The sequence below is a fragment of the Celeribacter indicus genome (genome assembly GCF_000819565.1).
GTDB classification, from domain to species: domain Bacteria; phylum Pseudomonadota; class Alphaproteobacteria; order Rhodobacterales; family Rhodobacteraceae; genus Celeribacter; species Celeribacter indicus.
The window spans coordinates 4,405,555-4,422,422 of the sequence record NZ_CP004393.1 but is presented as its reverse complement, the minus strand read 5'-3'; the positions used below and the strand labels follow the sequence as shown (position 1 = coordinate 4,422,422).

Genomic DNA, 16,868 nt, shown 5'->3' with positions numbered 1-16,868 from the left:
AACAGAACGCGCGACCTGACCCGCGTTATAGAAAAGCGGGCGCGGCGCGGCAATGGGGCGGAGATTTGCGGGCACAAAGAATCCGGTGACAGATTTACCTTGCGCCGTGCAGCGGGTAGCGTCGCGTCATGGAGACTCAACCCGACTATTGGCAGGCCCACGCTCTTCTGGAGTGGATGATCGACCTCGGCGCCGACGAGGCGATCGGGGAGACGCCTGTCAATCGCTACGAGATCCCGCAGGAACGTCCGAAGCCGGCCGCGTCGGCGGAGGCACGTCCGGCCACCGTTCCGGCGCCGGAGGAGAAGGTCGACACGGCGGCGGAGGCGCTTGCGCTTGCGCGGGCGGCGGGATCGCTCGAGGCGCTGCGCGACGCCGTGGCGGGGTTCGAGCATTGCGATCTGAAACGCGGCGCGCGCAATCTCGTCTTCTCGGATGGCAATCCGAAAGCGCGGGTGATGATCGTCGGGGAGGCGCCGGGGCGCGAGGAGGACATCCAGGGCAAGCCTTTCGTCGGGCGCTCGGGCCAGTTCCTCGACCGGATGTTCGCGGCCATCGGCCTCGACCGGACCGCGCCCGATGCCGAGCATGCGCTCTACATCACCAACCCGATCCCGTGGCGCCCGCCCGAGAACCGCGATCCGACGCGGGAGGAAATCGCGATGCTGAAGCCGTTCCTCCTGCGGCATATCGAACTGGCCGACCCGGATGTGCTCGTGCTCATGGGCAACTGGGCCTGCACCGCCCTTCTGGGCCGGGCCGGGATCACGCGGCTCCGGGGCAACTGGCAGACGGTTCTGGGCAAGCCGGCGATGCCGATGACCCATCCGGCCTATCTGTTGCGCACGCCCGCCGCGAAGCGGGAGGCCTGGGCCGACCTGCTCGAGATCCAGGCGCGGCTGCGCGCGCTCGCATGAGGTGACACCATGTCCCGTATCGACGAGACGAGAGATTTCATCCCGGTCCGCATCGCCGTGCTGACCGTGTCCGACACGCGTGGCATCGCGGAGGATCGTTCCGGCGGAGCCCTCGTGGAGATGATCGCGCAGGCCGGACACCAGCTCGCGGACCGGAAGATCGTCACCGACGATCGGCCTGCGATCCGCGCGGCGCTTCAGGCATGGATCGACGATCCGGACGTGGACGTGGTGATCTCCACCGGCGGCACCGGGCTCACCGGACGCGACGTGACGGTGGAGGCGCATCGCGACGTCTATGAAAAGGAGATCGACGCCTTCGGCACTGTCTTCACCCTCGTGTCGATGCAGAAGATCGGCACGTCGGCGGTGCAGTCGCGCGCGACCGGCGGCGTAGCGGGCGGTACCTATCTCTTCGCGCTGCCCGGCTCGACCGGGGCCTGCCGGGACGCCTGGGAGGAGATCCTGAAATGGCAGCTCGACTACCGCCACCGGCCTTGCAATTTCGTCGAGATCTTCCCACGTCTCGACGAACACCGGCGCCGGAAGTGACCCTCTCAAAGACGTGAAAATTTACCGTGACGGAAAACGACCCGCCATGCGTATGATTTTTCAATGGCGATCCGGTATGCCTGCCGGACCCGTTGCCCGAGACCGACGTCCGCGCTCTGACATCCGAGGTTGAACCGAATGCGCTTTCTCCGCCGATCCCTGACGGGCCTTTTTCTGGTCGCCCTGACCGTCGCGCTGCTCTTGGCAGCCGGCTTCCGGTTCTATTCGGCAGTGCAGGAACGTCTGGCCGCTGAAAGCCTGCCGCCGCAAGGGCAGGAACGTCAGTTCGCCGTCAATGTGGTGGAGGTCACACCGACGACGCTCACGCCTGTGCTGACGAGCTACGGTTCGGTACAGGCGCGGCGCACGCTCGAACTGCGCGCGCCGGCAGCCGGGCGGATCGTGGACCTTGCCGAAATGTTCGAGGAGGGCGGGGCGGTGCGGGCGGGCGAGGTGATCCTGCGCATCGACCCGGCGGAGGCCTCCGCCGCGCTGCGCGTGGCCGAGGCGGATCTTCTGGAGGCGCAGGCGGGGCTGCGCGATGCGGAACGCGCGCTGTCGATCGCCGAAGACGACCTCGCCGCCGCCCGCGCCCAGCTCGATCTGCGCACGAGCGCGCTCAACCGGCAGCAGAGCCTTCTGGACCGCGGCATCGGCAGCTCCCTGTCCTTCGAGGATGCGGCGCTGGCCGAGGCCTCCGCGCGCCAGTCCGTGCTGTCCAAGCGCCAGGCCCTCGCCGATGCGCAGACCGCGGTGGACACCGCCCGCACCGATGTGCTGCGCGCCGAGATCGACCGCGATGAAATGCAGCGCACGCTCGACGACATGACGGTGACGGCCGCTTTCGACGGGGTGCTGAGCGAGGTCTCCGGCGCGATGGGCACGCTCCTGAGCGGCAATGAACAGTTCGCCACGCTGATCGCTCCCGGCGATCTCGAGGTCGCCTTTCGCATCTCGACCGAACAATATGCGCGCCTCGTCGTGGACCGCGGGGCGCTGCCGCACATGCCGGTGAGCGCGACACTCGATGTCTCCGGCCTCGATCTCGTCGCGACGGGCAAGGTGGTCCGCGAAAGCGCCGCCGTGGCCGCGGGACAGACGGGGCGGATGCTTTATGCCCGTCTCGATGACGCGGCCGGCTTTCGGCCGGGTGATTTCGTGACGGTCCGGATCGAGGAGCCCATGCTCGACGAGGTCGCCCTACTGCCCGCGACGGCGGTGGCCGCAAACGGAACCGTGCTCGCCGTGACCGCGCAGAGCCGGCTCGAGGAGGTCAGGGTCGAAACGCTCCGCCGCCAGGGTGACGACGTGATCGTCGCCGCCACGCCGGTTGCCGGCCGCCAGATCGTCGCGGAGCGTTCGCCGCTGCTCGGGGCAGGCATCCGCGTGCGCATCAACGGGGCGGAGACACAGACGGAGCTCCGGGCGGGCGACCCCGCGGATGGCGGGGCGGCGGAGATGGTCACGCTGACCGAGGAACAGCGGGTGCGGCTGATCGACTTCGTCGAAAGCAACAGTCGCATGCCCGAGGAGATGCGCGTTCGCGTGCGCGAACAGCTCGCCGCAGAGGAAGTGCCCGCCGATCTCGTGACGCGGCTCGAAGAGCGGATGGGGAGCTGAGCATGGCGATCGGGCTCGACCGCGCGCGGGGCATCCTGTCCTATTTCACCCGCCACCGCACGGCGGCGAACCTTGTGCTCGTGCTGCTGCTCGCGGCGGGGTTGACGGCGCTGCCCCGGATGCGGTCGCAATATTTCCCCGATGTGGTGGTGGACACCGTGCGGGTCTCCGTCGTCTGGGAAGGCGCCGGGCCGGATGATGTCGACAACGCGATCATCCAGGTGATGGAGCCCACCCTGCTCGCCGTTGAAGGTGTGGTCGAAAGCTCGGCCACCTCAAGGGAGGGCGGCGGCACGATCCGGCTCGAATTCGAACCCGGCTGGGACATCCAGCGGGCGGCCGACGACGTGAACGCGGCGATCGACACGATCACCGAACTGCCGGAGGGCGCGGACGACGCCGTGGTGACCTGGGGCGGCTGGACGGACCGGGTGACCGATGTTGCGATCACCGGTCCCGTCGGCCTCGACCAGCTTGCGCGGTTCGCCGACGAACTCGTCGCGCGGCTCTTTGCCAGGGGTGTGACGCGCACGACGATTTCCGGCGTCGCGGCGAGCGAGACCATCGTGGAGGTGCCGACGCTCAACCTGATCGAGCATGATATCACCATGGCGGAGATCGCGAGCGCCATCGCGGCCGAGGCGGATACGAGTCCCGCGGGCAATGTCGGCACCGGCGGCGCGCGGGTGCGCGCGGGGGTGGAACGGCGCGCCGCGGCGGATATCGCGGGCATCGTGCTGAAGACCAACGAGGACGGATCGCAACTGACCATCAGCGACGTGGCGACGATCCGGGTGGAGGGCGTGGACCGCAACGAGGCCTTCTATGTCGGACCCAATCCGGCCGTGTCTGTCCAGGTCGCGCGTTCCGACAAGGGCGATGCGATCGCGATCCAGGACACGGTCGCGGAGGTGGCGGCGGAGATGGCGGCCACCATGCCCGAGGGCGTGACGCTCGATCTCTACCAGACGCGGGCGGAGGCCATCAGGGCGCGGCTCGATCTGCTGCTGTCGAACGGCGCGATGGGACTCGGGCTCGTCCTTGCGCTGCTGTTCCTGTTTCTCAACGCGCGCACTGCGATCTGGGTTGCGGCCGGCATTCCCGTCGCGATGCTCACCGCCATCGCCCTCATGTATGCCGCGGGCCTCACGCTCAACATGATCTCGCTCTTCGCGCTGATCATCACGCTGGGGATCGTCGTGGACGACGCCATCGTCGTGGGGGAACATGCCGATTTCCGGGTGCGCCGGCTGGGCGAGGGGCCAGTCGAGGCCTCCGAGAACGCCGCGCGGCGGATGTTTGCGCCGGTCTTCTCCTCGACGGTCACGACGGTCATCGCCTTCTTCGGGCTGACGGCGATCTCCGGGCGTTTCGGCGAGATGATCGCGGACATTCCCTTCACCGTGATCGTGGTGCTGATCGCCTCGCTCATGGAATGTTTCATCATCCTGCCCAATCACCTCAGCCATTCGCTTGCCGGCCATGGGCGCAGCCACTGGTACGACTGGCCCTCGCGGCAGATCGACAAGGGCTTTCGCATCTTCCGCGAACGCCTGTTCCGTCCGCTCCTCATCTGGTCGGTGAGGCTGCGCTATCCGGTCGTGGCGCTCGCGGTTCTCGTGCTGATGTCGCAGATATCGCTGCTCGTCACCGGGCAGGTGCAATGGCGCTTCTTCAATTCGCCCGAACAGCCGGTGATCTCCGGCAATTTCGCGATGGCGCCGAGTGCCGTGCGCGAGGATACGCGCGAGATGCTGGATGAGTTGCAACGTGCCGTCGATGCGGTCGGCGCGCGCTACGAGGAAGAGTATGGCGCCAATCCCGTGGTCTATGCCATCGGGCAGATCGGCTCGAACGCGGGGCGCGGCCTCGAGGGCGCGGATACGAAGGAGGACTACCAGCTCGGCGGGATCACCATCGAACTGTCCGATCCGGACCTGCGCCCCTATTCTTCCTTCGCCTTCGTCGCCGATCTCCAGGAGGAGGTCGTGAACCATCCGCTCGCGGAGACCGTCTCCTTCCAGCGCGGCTTCTTCGGTCCCGGCGGGGATGCCATCGACGTGGAACTCTACGGCGCGGATACCGTCACGCTGAAGGCTGCGGCGGAGGCGCTCAAGGCACGGCTCGCACAATTTCCCGAGGTCGCCGGGCTCGAGGACAACCTGTCCTATGACAAGGAGGAGCTGATCCTGGAGCTGACGCCGCAGGGCGAGGCGCTCGGCTTCACCACCGACGCGCTCGGCTCCGTGCTGTCGCACCGCCTGGGCGGGATCGAGGCGGCGACCTTCCCCGAAGGCATGCGCACCGCGGCCATCCGCGTCGAGCTTCCGGAGGACGAACTGACCGCCGATTTCCTCGACCGGACGCAGATGCGCACGGCGACCGGCGACTACGTCCCGCTCTCCGATATCGTGACGGTCGAGCGCCGGACCGGGTTCGCGAGCATCCGGCGCGAGAACGGCCTGCGCATCGTCTCCGTCTACGGCGATCTGAGCGAGGACAGCGCGGCGCGGGCGAGCGAGATCCAGCAGGCGATCTCGACCGAGATCCTTCCTGCGCTCGACGAGGAATTCGGCATCACCCACCGCGTCGCGGGTCTGTCCGAACAGGAAGACCAGTTCATTTCCGATGCGGTGCTGGGGCTCGGCGGCGTGCTCGTCGGGATCTATCTCACGCTTGCCTGGATCTTCTCGAGCTGGACGCGGCCGCTCGTCGTGATGTCGGTGATCCCCTTCGGACTCATCGGCGCGGTCCACGGGCATGCGATCTGGGGCATGGCGCTGTCGATGTTCTCCATCGTCGGGCTGATCGGCATGACCGGGATCATCATCAACGATTCCATCGTCCTCGTCTCCACCGTGGACGAATATGCGCGCGACCGGGGGCTCGTGCCGGCGGTGATCGACGCGGCCGCGGACCGGTTGCGCCCGGTGATGCTGACGACGATGACGACCGTGCTGGGGCTGGGCCCGCTGCTCTACGAACGGTCGGCGGATGCGCTGTTCCTCAAGCCGACGGTGATCACGCTGGCCTACGGTCTCGGCTTCGGAATGGCGATCGTGCTGGTGCTGATCCCCGCGATCCTCGTGATTCAGCTCGACGTGGGGCGTCAGGTTGCGGCCATGCGCCGCGCGCTGGGGCGTCCGCGCCGGCTTGGCCGCGTCGGTCAGATCCTTGTCGCCGCTGCGGGTTTCACCCTTCTGTGGTTCATCGCGACGCTGGGACAGGTCATGCTCCGCGGCGCGCTGCCCGCGCTATTCGGAGGCGGGGGCGTCTGGACGGCGCTGGGCATCTTCGTCCTGGGGCTGCTGGTGTTCTTCGTCGCGGTCTATGGCATTGCCGCGCTGGTCATGGCGCGGGGGGCGCGGCGAACCGTCTGAGCGCGGGCGGGGCCGGGAATGGGAATGGGAAGCGGACCGACGGGGTCAGCCGCCGGTGCATCCCTGTGCCTCATATGCCTTGCCGCCCCCGATCACCGTGATGGTCAGTTCGGAGCGGTCGATGAAGAAGGGCTGCGCGGTCTCCGGCACGAGATCGCTCGCGATCTCGACCGTCTGTCCCGCACGCCGCAACGCGCTTTCGGAGACCCAGATCGCCTTGTCGGGATGCTCGATCACCGCCACCTCGCGCGGCCCCAGGTCGGGCAGCGCAAGCGTCGCGACGAGGCGCATCCCGTCCTTGATCGGAGCCGCCTCACAGCGGGCGCCGGACAGCCGCTCGGGCCTGTCGGCGAGCGCGGCGCGGATCGGAGCGCTCGTGCCGCCGTCGCCGGAGGCGGACAGCGGCGCGGAAATCTCCGCCCGCATCGGCACGCAGATGTCGTTGCACACGCCCAGATCCATCGTCCCGGCGAGGTGCAATTCGCCCGGTCCCGACGGCGTGATCTCGAGCGGCAGCACGAGTTCCTGCTCGTAGCCCAGATACCACATGCCGTTCTGGTCGTAGAGCGCGGGAGCAGGCCAGTGCGGCGTCACCCGCGCGACATTGCGCGATCCCGACCAGTCGAAGCTCGGCGGAATGCCGGCCTCGCCCGGAGCGCGCCAATAGGTGTGCCATCCCGGCGCGAGGCGCACCCTGAGTGCTGCCATGCGGTGCCCGTTTTCCATCTGCCAGCCGGGCAGGACCTCCACCCGCGTGAGATCCGCCCCCTCCTGCGCCGCGAGCGGCGGCGTCAGGGCGAGGCAGAGGGCGGCGGAACGGAACAGGAGCGAGAGCGTTTTCATCATGGAACCGATATACGCGCGCGCCCGCCTCACTCAAACTCACTTTTGGGCGACAGGCCGCGTGGCGGAGCGCATGTGGCCGCCGCGTCGCGATCGAGGGCGATGTCGGCCCTTGCGCCCGGCAAGGACATGGGGTGAGGTAAGGGCATGGACAAAGAGATTTTACAGGATCTGGCCGGCAAGCTCCTGATCGCGATGCCCGGCATCGGCGACGCCCGCTTCGAGACGGCGGTGGTCTTCCTCTGCGCACATTCGGAGGAAGGGGCCATGGGGCTCATGATCAACAAGATCTCCTCGGAGATTGCCGTGGGCGACGTGCTCGAGCAGCTCGATATCGAGCCGACGCCGATGATGCGTCCGCTGCCCGTGCATTTCGGCGGGCCGGTCGAGATGGGGCGCGGCTTCGTGCTGCACAGCGCCGATTACAACACCGACCATGCCTCGCTCGACGTGGGCGAGCGGTTCGCCATGACGGCCTCGCGGGAAATCCTGCGCGACATGGCGGAAGGCCTCGGGCCGGCGGAGCGTCTTCTCTGTCTCGGCTATGCCGGCTGGGGGCCCGGACAGCTCGAGGCGGAGATCGCGGAGAACGGCTGGCTCATTTGCGAGGCCGACCCGAAGATCGTGTTCGCGACGCCCGATCTCGGCAAGTGGGAGGCGGCGCTCTCCTCGCTGGGCGTGAGCCCGGCGCTTCTCTCCGGGAATGCAGGGCGGGCGTGACGCAGCGTTCGGGTTGGGCGGTTTTTCCTCCTTGGTTAGGGTAAAGGCCGAATTGACGGCGCGGGTCGCGTTCCGGCGCCGCGTAACCGCGTGACACATGCGTGTCAGGAGGAGACGGAGATGACCTATCGCGCCCCGGTTTCGGAGTATCAGTTCATTTTCGACCATGTGGTCGATTTCTCCAAACTGTTGAAAAGTCCGGCCTTCGCGGAACTCGACGCGGAGACCGTCGCAGCCATCCTCGAGGAGGCGGGAAAGCTCGCCAGCGACGTCATCGCGCCGCTCGACCGGGGCGGAGATCTCCATCCCGCGGTGCTCGAGGACGGGGTGGTGCATACCTCGCCGGGATTCGCGGAGGGCATCGCCAGGATCGCCGAAGGCGGTTGGATCGGCATGCTCGCGCAGGAGGCCAATGGCGGACTTGGCCTGCCGCTTGCGGTGGCGACGGCGGTCAACGAGATGATGGCGGGCGCCTGCCTGTCGCTCTCGCTCCAGCCGTTGATGACCCAGGGTCAGATCGAGGCGCTCGAACATCACGCCTCGGAGGAGCTCTGCGCGCTCTATATCCCGAAGCTGATTTCCGGCGACTGGTGCGGCACGATGAATCTCACGGAAAGCGGCGCGGGATCGGATGTGGGGGCGCTGACGACGCGGGCCGAGCGCAACGGCGACGGCACCTATCGCATCACCGGCCAGAAGATCTTCATCACCTGGGGCGATAACGATTTCGCCGAAAACGTCTGTCATCTCGTGCTCGCGCGGCTGCCGGATGGCGGGCCGGGAACCAAGGGCATTTCGCTCTTCATGGTGCCGAAATTCCTGCCCGATGCGGAGGGGAAGGCCGGGGCGCGCAACAGTCTTCATGTCGTGAGCCTCGAGCACAAGCTCGGAATTCACGGCTCTCCGACCTGCGTCATGCAATATGACGGGGCGACGGGCTGGCTCGTGGGCGAGGAGCACGAGGGCATGAGGTGCATGTTCACGATGATGAACAACGCCCGTCTCGGCGTGGCGGTGCAGGGCGTGGGCGTGGCCGAGGCCGCGACGCAGAAGGCGCTGGCCTATGCCGTGGAGCGGGTGCAGGGCAGATCACCGCTCGGGCGCGAGGGCGCGGGGATCATCGACCATGCCGACGTGCGCCGGATGCTCGCCACCATGCGCGCGGAGACCTATGTGGCGCGGGCGATTTCGCTGGCCTGCGGCGTGGCGCTCGATCTCGGACGCACGGAACCCGAGCAGCAGGCGCGGGGGGCGTTCCTCATTCCGGTGGCAAAGGCCTTCTCGACCGATATCGGCCACGAAGTCGCCCAGACCGGGGTGCAGGTCCATGGCGGCATGGGCTTTGTCGAGGAGGCCGGCGCGGCGCAATATGCGCGGGATGCGCGGATCACCTCGATCTACGAAGGCACCAACGGCATTCAGGCGATGGATTTCGTCGGGCGCAAGCTGGCGGACGGGGGCGAGGCCGCCTTTGCCTTGCTCGACGAGATCGAGAGCTTTGCAGAGGCGGCGCGCGCGACCCTGCCGAAACGGGCCAAGGCGGTCTGGGACGCGGCAGAGACGCTGCGCGAGGCGACCGAGGAGATGGTGGCCCTGCCGCTCAACGACCGGTTCGCAGGGGCCGTGCCCTTCCTGCGCGCCTTTGCGCGGGTGCTCGGTGGGCATTTCCACCTCAAGGCGGCGATCGCGGAGGGCGGCGCCGGTCCCCGCGCCCGGCTTGCGGATTTCTATATCAAGCGTATGTTGCCCGAACATGTCGCGCTTCTCGCGCAGGCCCGCCTTGGGGCCGCCGACATCTATGCCCTGAGTGCCGAGGACCTTGCAGCCCCATGACCCAGCCGATCCGCACGTTCCATGATGCACCCGAACCGGGGGGCGTGCGCGAGGTTGCGGAAGGCGTGTTCTGGGCGCAGATGCCGATGCCGAAACCGCTCGGCCACGTCAATGTCTATGCTTTCGACGAGGGCGACGGGTGGAGTGTGGTGGACACGGGGATCGACACCGCGCAGACACGGGCGGCTTGGGAGGCGCTTCTTGCGGGCCCGCTCGCGGGGAAGCCCGTGACGCGGGTCATCGCGACCCATCACCACCTCGACCATATCGGCCTTGCCGGCTGGTTCATGACCGATCACGGCGCCTCGCTCATGACGACGCGCACCGCCTATCTCATGGCGCGGATGCTCCAGCTCGATGTGCAGGAGGCGCCGACGCCGGAGATGTGCGCCTTCTGGCGTTCCTGCGGCATGGCGCCCGAGATCTACCAGAGCCGGCTCAGCGAACGTCCCTTCAACACCGCGGATGCCACCGCGCCGATCCCGCTCGGCTACAGGCGCATTCGCGAGGGCGATACGGTGGAGATCGGCGGGCGGCTCTGGGACGTGCGCTGCGGCGACGGGCATGCGCCGGAACACGCGACCTTCTGGAGCCGGGACGGGGATCTGGTGATCGGCGGCGACCAGCTCCTCGGCGCGATCTCCCCCAACCTCGGGATCCACAGCACGGAGCCCTTCGCGGATCCGGTGGGCGACTGGCTGGAGAGCTGCCAGAAGTTCCTTCCTCATGCGACGGGGGAACAGCTCGTGCTGACCGGTCACCGGCTGCCGTATCGCGGCCTTCCCGTCCGGCTGCGCCAGCTGATCGACGGCCACGAACACGCGCTCGGCCGGTTGCTCGAGGCGCTCGCGGAACCAAGAACCGCTTGTGAATGTTTCGACGTGCTCTTTCGGCGCAAGATCGGTGCGGGGGAATATGGCCTCGCCATGGTCGAGGCGATGGCCCATTGCCGCCATCTCGAAGCACGGGGGCTTGTCATCGGACGGCTGAGGGAGGATGGTGCGATCCTGTGGCAGGCAGGAGAGTGACATGGCCGGACAGGACGATATCCGCACCACAGCCGAGGCGCATGAGGAAGCGGCGCTGCCGCAGGCGCGCGTCGCCCTCGTGGATCCCGGCGCCCCGCGCACGGCGGAGCAAAAGCCGCTGCCGAGCGCCGTGGCCCGCAAGCCGCTTCAGGAAAAGAGCCCGGCCGAATGGGCTTACGAGCGCCTCATCCTCTACATCCAGAATTTCGAGGAGCAGCTCGACAGCGAACATGAGATCGCGATGGGGTTCGCCGGCTCCGACACGGGGGTGATGCGGATCGAGGGGGTCGGCTTTTTCGATCCCGATATCGTGACCTTCTATGGCTGCGACGAGAGCGGGGCAAAGACCCAGCTCGTCCAGCATGTCACCCAGCTCAACGTGATGCTGCGCGCCCTGCCGAAACAGGCGCCCGAAGAGGCGCCAGCGCGCATCGGCTTCCGCCTTGTGGCCGATCTGGAACAAGAGGCGGCAAGCTGAACGTCGCGGGTGACAGGGCGATTCAAATCGTCTAATCCAAGGCCAGAGAAACGCACGGAAAAGGACAGTTGAAGATGTCGGACTACAAACACGGAGAGATGGACATCACCGCGCAGGAAAAGACCTTTAACGGTTTCCTGAAGGCGGCCACCTATGTGGCGGGCGCCTCGGTCGTGGTCCTGTTGTTCCTCGCCATCTTCAACAGCTGATCGCGTTCGCTGCGGCCGGGGGGCTTAGTTTTGCCGATTCTTTACCGCGTGTTCGGGCTTCTGGGCCTTCTGATCCTGTCTGCCTGTGGTGCCGCCGAGTCGAAATGGGCGCCGGACGCAGAGGTCGCCCGCGCCCGCTACGTTCACGGCGCACCCTATTCGCTGACCCTGTTCACCGTCATCAACAACCGGAGCGGCAAGGGCGGGCATTCCTCGCTCTTGGTCAACGCCCCCTCGCAGCGCGCGATCTTCGATCCGGCGGGCACGTTCTATCATCCGCACCTGCCGGAGCGGAATGATGTGCATTTCGGCATGTCGGATGCGGCTGTGCAGTTCTATATGGATTACCACGCCCGCGTGACCTGGCATGTGGTGCGTCAGGAGATCGTGGTGAGCCCCGAGGTCGCGGAGCTGGCGCTGGCCAAGATCCAGTCCCATGGCGCGGTGTCGAAGACCCAATGCGCCGCGAGCGTCTCCTCGATCCTGCAGGGGCTGCCGGGCTTCGGGGATGTGCCCCGCACGATGTCGCCGAAGAAGCTGATGTTCTGGTTCGCCGAGCAGCCGGGAGTGATCGAGAGCAAGTTCTACGACGACAGCCCCGACGACAACGGGCGGCTCGTGCAGGCCCCGCCGCTTCTGCTCAACTGAGCTGAAGGATTGCGCCAAGGCCGAAGAACAGGCCGAGGCCGGCGACGATCGCCCAGAGGACGCTGCGTGTCCAGATGCCCACAATCACCGTCAGTGCGGCGCAGACCAGCCGCAGCGGTTCCGCCGCATGCTCTCCCGATCCGAAGATCATCGGAGAGGCGACCGCGGGAAGCACCGCGACCGGCGTATAGCGCAGGAGCCGCAGCGCCCAGCCGGGCAGCGGGCGGTCTCCGACGAGGCCCAGGAAGGAAAAGCGGATCAGGAAGGTGCCGATCCCGAGGCAGATGATGATCGCCCAGATTTCCCCGCTGTCTGCTTCGATCATCTGCGCGCCTTTCGTTTCTCTACCCAGGTTTCCACTCCCGCTCCGACGAAGAGCGCCACACATGCCGCAACGAGCAGTCCCGTGCCGAAGGGGAGGACGTCGAGCACGAGCGCGAGCACCATCGCGGTGACGGCGGAGGCCAGATGGGCCAGGGATTTCAACAGCGGCGCGATGACCGCCAGGAAGGTGATCGGCACCGCGAATTCGAGACCGATATCGGACGGCATCCGGTCACCCAGAAGCGCCCCGAACAGGGTCATCGCATACCATCCGAGCCCGATAGGAATGGCGACGCCGAAGAAATAACCGAGCTTTTCGGACAGGCTCAGCTCCGGCTCCTCCTCGAACTTGACGCTCGAGAGCGCAAAAGGCTGATCGTAAAGCAAATAGGCCGCGAAGGCGCGGGTCAGAAGCGGGGCCTTGCCGAGATGTGGCGTGATCGAGGCCGAATACATGCCCGCCCGCAGATTGACCGCAAGGGCGGTGAGGATGACGATGACGGTGGGCGCCTGCTCGGTCATGAGCTGGAGCGCGGTGAGCTGTGCTGACCCCGCGATCATCAGCACGGAAAATCCCATCACCTGCGCGACGTTCAGGCCCGCCTGGGCGGCAATCGCGCCGAAGATCGCGGCAAATGGCCAGATCACGATGTGAAAGGGCAGGCCGTCTCTGACGCCGGTGAGGAACTGGCGCGTGCTGGGGGACATGGCATTCTCCGGGTCCGAAGGTCAGGCGACACTAGGCGAAATCACAAGGCTGTCCCAGCGCCATTTTTCGCGAAGCCGGGGGGGCGATCGGTGAATGGCGCGCTCAGTCGAAGGTTCCCGTGACACGCCCCAGGAGCATGAAGGCGCGCGCGGTGCGGGTGTCGGTCAGCGCGGCGATTTCCTCGTCCGTCGCGGAGGAGGCGAATTCGGAGAAGGTCTTGTCGAACTTGCGCAGAAAATGATGGACGGCGTCCCGGAAGATGGCGTCCTGCTTCATCCGGCCCGAGGCGAGGGCGAGCGAGGAGCGGTCGCGGACCCCGCCCAAGGGAGCGATGGCATGGCCGCGTTCCCCGCCCGCAAAGCGCCGCCAGAGCGCGGGTTTCGCGCGGTCGGGACGGAGGTCGTCCATGTAGATCCCGTCCTGGGACAGCAGCGTGAGCACATCCTGCGCGGCGTGAATGAGCTGGCTGATCTTGCGGTCGGAGAGGGCGCGGCGCAGGGCACGGAATCCTTCCTTGTCCTCTGCGGTTTCGGGAAAATTCATCGCCTTGATGAAATCGGCAACCGAGAGTGGCGGGGCGAGGGATTCGGCGGGTGTCCCCAGCGCCAGGGAGGCCTGTTCCTCGACAAGCGCGGGCGCGGGGATCGCCAGCCGGTCCTCCGCCGGGGTCGCCGCGGGGCGGATCGAGGTGAACATGGCCAGCGTCGTCTCCGTCTTGCGCTGGGCGGCGGCGATCTCTTCGAGCTTCTTCTCCACGCTCGTCGGTTGCGCGCCGGCATGTTGCTGCGACAGGTAGGACTGACGCATGGCGGAGATCGCGGACTGAAGCCTGCGGCTTTCCTCGCGCATCGTGACGGAGACCCGCACCGCGAGCGCGCCGACCCAGATCATCGCCACCGGCATGAAGATCGCGATCAGCATCATCACGAAGCGGATCGAATCGAACTCGCCGGAACCATCGCCGAGGATGAGGAAGAAGCCGGCGGTGAGGGCAAGCCAGATCAGCGAAAGAACCGCGGCGATCACTTCCGTCGCGGTGATCTTCGGTTCTTCTTCCGGCCGCTGGTACACGCCGAGCTCGATCTTCTTGGGGCTGTCCTCTGCCACATGGGCCTCCACGACCGCGTCTTCCTGCCGCCTCAGATATACGCGATCTTGAGGATTTCGTAGCTCTTTTCGCCGCCCGGCGTGCGGACTTCGACGCTGTCGCCCTCGTCCTTGCCGATGAGTGCACGAGCGAGCGGAGACTTGATGTTCAGAAGTCCGCGCTCGATATCGGCCTCATGTTCGCCGACGATCTGATAGGTCTTCTCCTCATCGGTGTCCTCGTCGACGATCGTCACCGTGGCGGAGAATTTCACCGCACCGGACAGGCTTTTGGGATCGACCACTTCGGCGAGCGACAGGATGCCTTCGAGCTCCTTGATCCGCCCCTCGATGAAGCTCTGCTTCTCCCGCGCGGAATGGTATTCGGCGTTCTCGGAAAGATCGCCAAGCTCGCGCGCTTCCGCGATGGCCTGGATAATCGCCGGGCGCTCGACGGACTTGAGTTTTTTCAGCTCTTCGTTCAGCGCGGCATGCCCCGCGCGGGTCATCAGGATCTTTTCCATAGGATCTCTTCCCTGGCCTTCCACTGCATAAAAAAAGACCGCGGCGGAAAACCGCCGCGCGTGTGGTCTCTCTGACTCTTGGCGTTATACCTGACGCGGAATGGCCCTCGATTGCAAGCGTTCTGTCGTTCCGGCGAGGCCGTGCATGTCGCTTTCCGACCGTGGTCCCAGGCGTCAGCTTCCGCTTTTTTCAGATTGTCCGGCGTTTTCGCGACACGATGGCATTAACGTTGCGACGCCATATGTGTTCTGAAATTGACCATCACGCGGGAATGCGGGTAGGACTGCGCAGAATTGCGCCTGAGCCAGGGAGAAATTTAATGTCGATCATCGAGCGTGAGGCGATGGAATATGACGTGGTTATTGTCGGGGCGGGACCTGCCGGCCTGTCGGCGGCAATCCGGCTGAAACAGCTCGATCCCGATCTTTCGGTGGTCGTGCTCGAGAAGGGGTCGGAAGTCGGCGCCCATATCCTGTCCGGCGCGGTGCTCGATCCCTGCGGTCTCGACGCGCTGATCCCGGACTGGAAGGATCGGGGCGCGCCGGTAAAGACGGAGGTGACCGAAGACCATTTCCACGTCCTGGGCGAGGCAGGCTCGATCCGCATTCCGAACTGGCCGCTGCCGCCGCTGATGTCGAACCATGGCAACTATATCGTCTCCATGGGCAATGTCTGCCGCTGGATGGCCGAACAGGCCGAGGAACTCGGCGTCGAGGTCTTCCCCGGCATGTCCTGCTCGCAACTGGTCTATGGCGAGAACGGTGAGGTTCGGGGCGTCGTGGCGGGCGAATTCGGCCGCGGCCCGGACGGCGAGCCGACCGAGGCCTACGAGCCTGGCATGGAATTGCTCGGCAAATATGTCCTGATCGGCGAAGGCGTGCGCGGGTCTCTCGCGAAGGAGATCATCGCGAAATACGACCTGCGGACCGGCCGCGACGCGCAGAAATACGGCCTCGGGATGAAGGAGATCTGGGAGATCGACCCGTCGAAGCACCGCGAGGGCAAGGTCTGGCACTCGATGGGCTGGCCGCTCGGCTCGAACGCGGGCGGCGGTGGCTTCATCTACCACGCGGAGAACAACCAGCTCTATCTCGGTTTCGTGGTCCACCTGAACTATGAGAATCCCTATCTCTATCCCTACATGGAATTCCAGCGGTTCAAGCATCATCCGCTGGTGCGCGAACTGCTCGAGGGGGGCAAGCGCGTGGCCTATGGCGCGCGGGCGATCTCGGAGGGCGGCTATCAGTCGATGCCAAAGGCGGCCTTTCCGGGGGGTGCGCTTCTCGGCTGTTCGGTCGGGCTCGTCAACGTGCCGCGGATCAAGGGCAACCACAACGCGATGCTGTCGGGCAAGGCGGCGGCGGAGCATGTCGTCGCGGCGCTGGGGGAGGGTCGCTCCGGCGACACGCTCGAAAGCTACGACACCGAACTGCGCGAGGGGGCGGTGGGCCGCGACCTTAAGCGCGTGCGCAACGTCAAGCCGCTGTGGTCGAAATATGGCCTAACCGCATCGCTGGCGCTTGGCGGGTTCGACATGTGGACGAATAACCTTCTCGGCATCTCGATGTTCGGCACGGTGAAACACGGCAAGACGGATGCGGAGGCGACCGGCAAGGCGGCAAAGTTCAAGCCGATCGACTATCCCAAGCCCGATGGCGTGATTTCCTTCGACAGGCTGACGAATGTTTCCTTCTCGGCGACGAACCACGAGGAAAGCCAGCCCTGCCACCTGAAGCTCAAGGATCCGGAGATCCCGCTCAGGGTGAATCTGCCCGAATATGCCGGCCCGTCGGCGCGATATTGCCCGGCGGGGGTCTATGAATACGTGGGCGAGGGCGCGGATCTGCGGTTCCAGATCAACTTCCAGAACTGCGTGCATTGCAAGACCTGCGACATCAAGGACCCGCCCCAGAACATCAACTGGACGGTGCCGCAGGGCGGCGATGGTCCCAACTACGGGAATATGTGAGCTTCACGGCAACGTGTTGCGACCGAC

Annotated in this window: 16 protein-coding genes; 11 read left to right on the top strand and 5 right to left on the bottom strand. The window is 66.2% G+C overall.

Features of this window, described 5'->3' with window-relative positions; translation table 11 throughout:
• The first annotated feature begins 128 nt into the window (after positions 1-128).
• The 4 genes from P73_RS21565 (at position 129) to P73_RS21550 (ending at position 6,469) form a co-directional block, all read left to right on the top strand.
• A complete protein-coding gene (locus P73_RS21565; RefSeq protein WP_043871171.1) occupies positions 129-917 on the top strand; it encodes a uracil-DNA glycosylase in 789 nt (262 codons plus the stop codon).
• Positions 918-926: 9 nt separating this feature from the next.
• On the top strand, positions 927-1,469 hold the full coding sequence (moaB, locus tag P73_RS21560) for a molybdenum cofactor biosynthesis protein B (RefSeq protein ID WP_043871170.1): 543 nt from the start codon (positions 927-929) through the stop codon (positions 1,467-1,469).
• A 138-nt stretch (positions 1,470-1,607) separates the two neighbouring features.
• The gene (locus P73_RS21555) at positions 1,608-3,089 is read left to right on the top strand and encodes an efflux RND transporter periplasmic adaptor subunit (protein ID WP_043871169.1); all 1,482 of its coding nucleotides are present in this window, start codon (positions 1,608-1,610) and stop codon (positions 3,087-3,089) included.
• Positions 3,090-3,091: 2 nt separating this feature from the next.
• Positions 3,092-6,469 (top strand): efflux RND transporter permease subunit, encoded by a 3,378-nt coding sequence (locus tag P73_RS21550; protein ID WP_043871168.1) that lies wholly within the window; start codon positions 3,092-3,094, stop codon positions 6,467-6,469.
• A 45-nt stretch (positions 6,470-6,514) separates the two neighbouring features.
• Here P73_RS21550 and P73_RS21545 read toward each other — a convergent pair whose 3' ends face one another.
• Positions 6,515-7,315 (bottom strand): protein-disulfide reductase DsbD domain-containing protein, encoded by an 801-nt coding sequence (locus P73_RS21545; RefSeq protein WP_052453500.1) that lies wholly within the window; start codon positions 7,313-7,315, stop codon positions 6,515-6,517.
• 144 nt (positions 7,316-7,459) lie between these two features.
• Between P73_RS21545 and P73_RS21540 the strand changes: the two genes are divergently transcribed.
• From P73_RS21540 to P73_RS21515, 6 genes are all read left to right on the top strand, one after another.
• Entirely contained in the window at positions 7,460-8,032 is a 573-nt protein-coding gene (locus P73_RS21540; protein ID WP_043871167.1) for a YqgE/AlgH family protein, read from the top strand.
• Positions 8,033-8,152: 120 nt separating this feature from the next.
• Positions 8,153-9,865 carry an acyl-CoA dehydrogenase gene (locus P73_RS21535; protein ID WP_043871166.1) on the top strand — a complete coding sequence of 571 codons (1,713 nt, stop codon included), beginning with the start codon at positions 8,153-8,155 and terminating at the stop codon, positions 9,863-9,865.
• A complete protein-coding gene (locus tag P73_RS21530; protein WP_043871165.1) occupies positions 9,862-10,893 on the top strand; it encodes an MBL fold metallo-hydrolase in 1,032 nt (343 codons plus the stop codon). Before P73_RS21535 ends, P73_RS21530 begins: the two co-directional genes overlap by 4 nt.
• A 1-nt stretch (position 10,894) precedes the next feature.
• A complete protein-coding gene (locus P73_RS21525; RefSeq protein WP_043871164.1) occupies positions 10,895-11,371 on the top strand; it encodes a DUF6173 family protein in 477 nt (158 codons plus the stop codon).
• 74 nt (positions 11,372-11,445) lie between these two features.
• Complete coding sequence (locus P73_RS21520) at positions 11,446-11,580, top strand: aa3-type cytochrome c oxidase subunit IV (protein WP_043871163.1); 135 nt, start codon at positions 11,446-11,448, stop codon at positions 11,578-11,580.
• Between the two features lie 30 nt (positions 11,581-11,610).
• Complete coding sequence (locus P73_RS21515; RefSeq protein WP_245629208.1) at positions 11,611-12,228, top strand: hypothetical protein; 618 nt, start codon at positions 11,611-11,613, stop codon at positions 12,226-12,228.
• Here the strand turns inward: P73_RS21515 and P73_RS21510 are convergent.
• The 4 genes from P73_RS21510 to greA all read right to left on the bottom strand — a co-directional run bounded on the left by P73_RS21510 (position 12,221) and on the right by greA (position 14,871).
• Entirely contained in the window at positions 12,221-12,553 is a 333-nt protein-coding gene (locus P73_RS21510; RefSeq protein ID WP_043871162.1) for an AzlD domain-containing protein, read from the bottom strand. The two genes, P73_RS21515 and P73_RS21510, sit on opposite strands and share 8 nt — an antisense overlap.
• On the bottom strand, positions 12,550-13,260 hold the full coding sequence (locus P73_RS21505; protein ID WP_043871161.1) for an AzlC family ABC transporter permease: 711 nt from the start codon (positions 13,258-13,260) through the stop codon (positions 12,550-12,552). The genes P73_RS21510 and P73_RS21505 overlap by 4 nt, the downstream gene beginning before the upstream one ends.
• A 103-nt stretch (positions 13,261-13,363) precedes the next feature.
• A complete protein-coding gene (locus tag P73_RS21500; RefSeq protein WP_043872075.1) occupies positions 13,364-14,368 on the bottom strand; it encodes a hypothetical protein in 1,005 nt (334 codons plus the stop codon).
• A gap of 32 nt (positions 14,369-14,400) precedes the next feature.
• Positions 14,401-14,871: a transcription elongation factor GreA gene (gene greA, locus P73_RS21495; RefSeq protein WP_043871160.1), complete on the bottom strand. Its 471-nt coding sequence runs from the start codon at positions 14,869-14,871 to the stop codon at positions 14,401-14,403.
• A 320-nt stretch (positions 14,872-15,191) separates the two neighbouring features.
• Between greA and P73_RS21490 the strand changes: the two genes are divergently transcribed.
• Positions 15,192-16,841: an electron transfer flavoprotein-ubiquinone oxidoreductase gene (locus tag P73_RS21490; RefSeq protein WP_043871159.1), complete on the top strand. Its 1,650-nt coding sequence runs from the start codon at positions 15,192-15,194 to the stop codon at positions 16,839-16,841.
• Positions 16,842-16,868 lie beyond the last annotated feature (27 nt).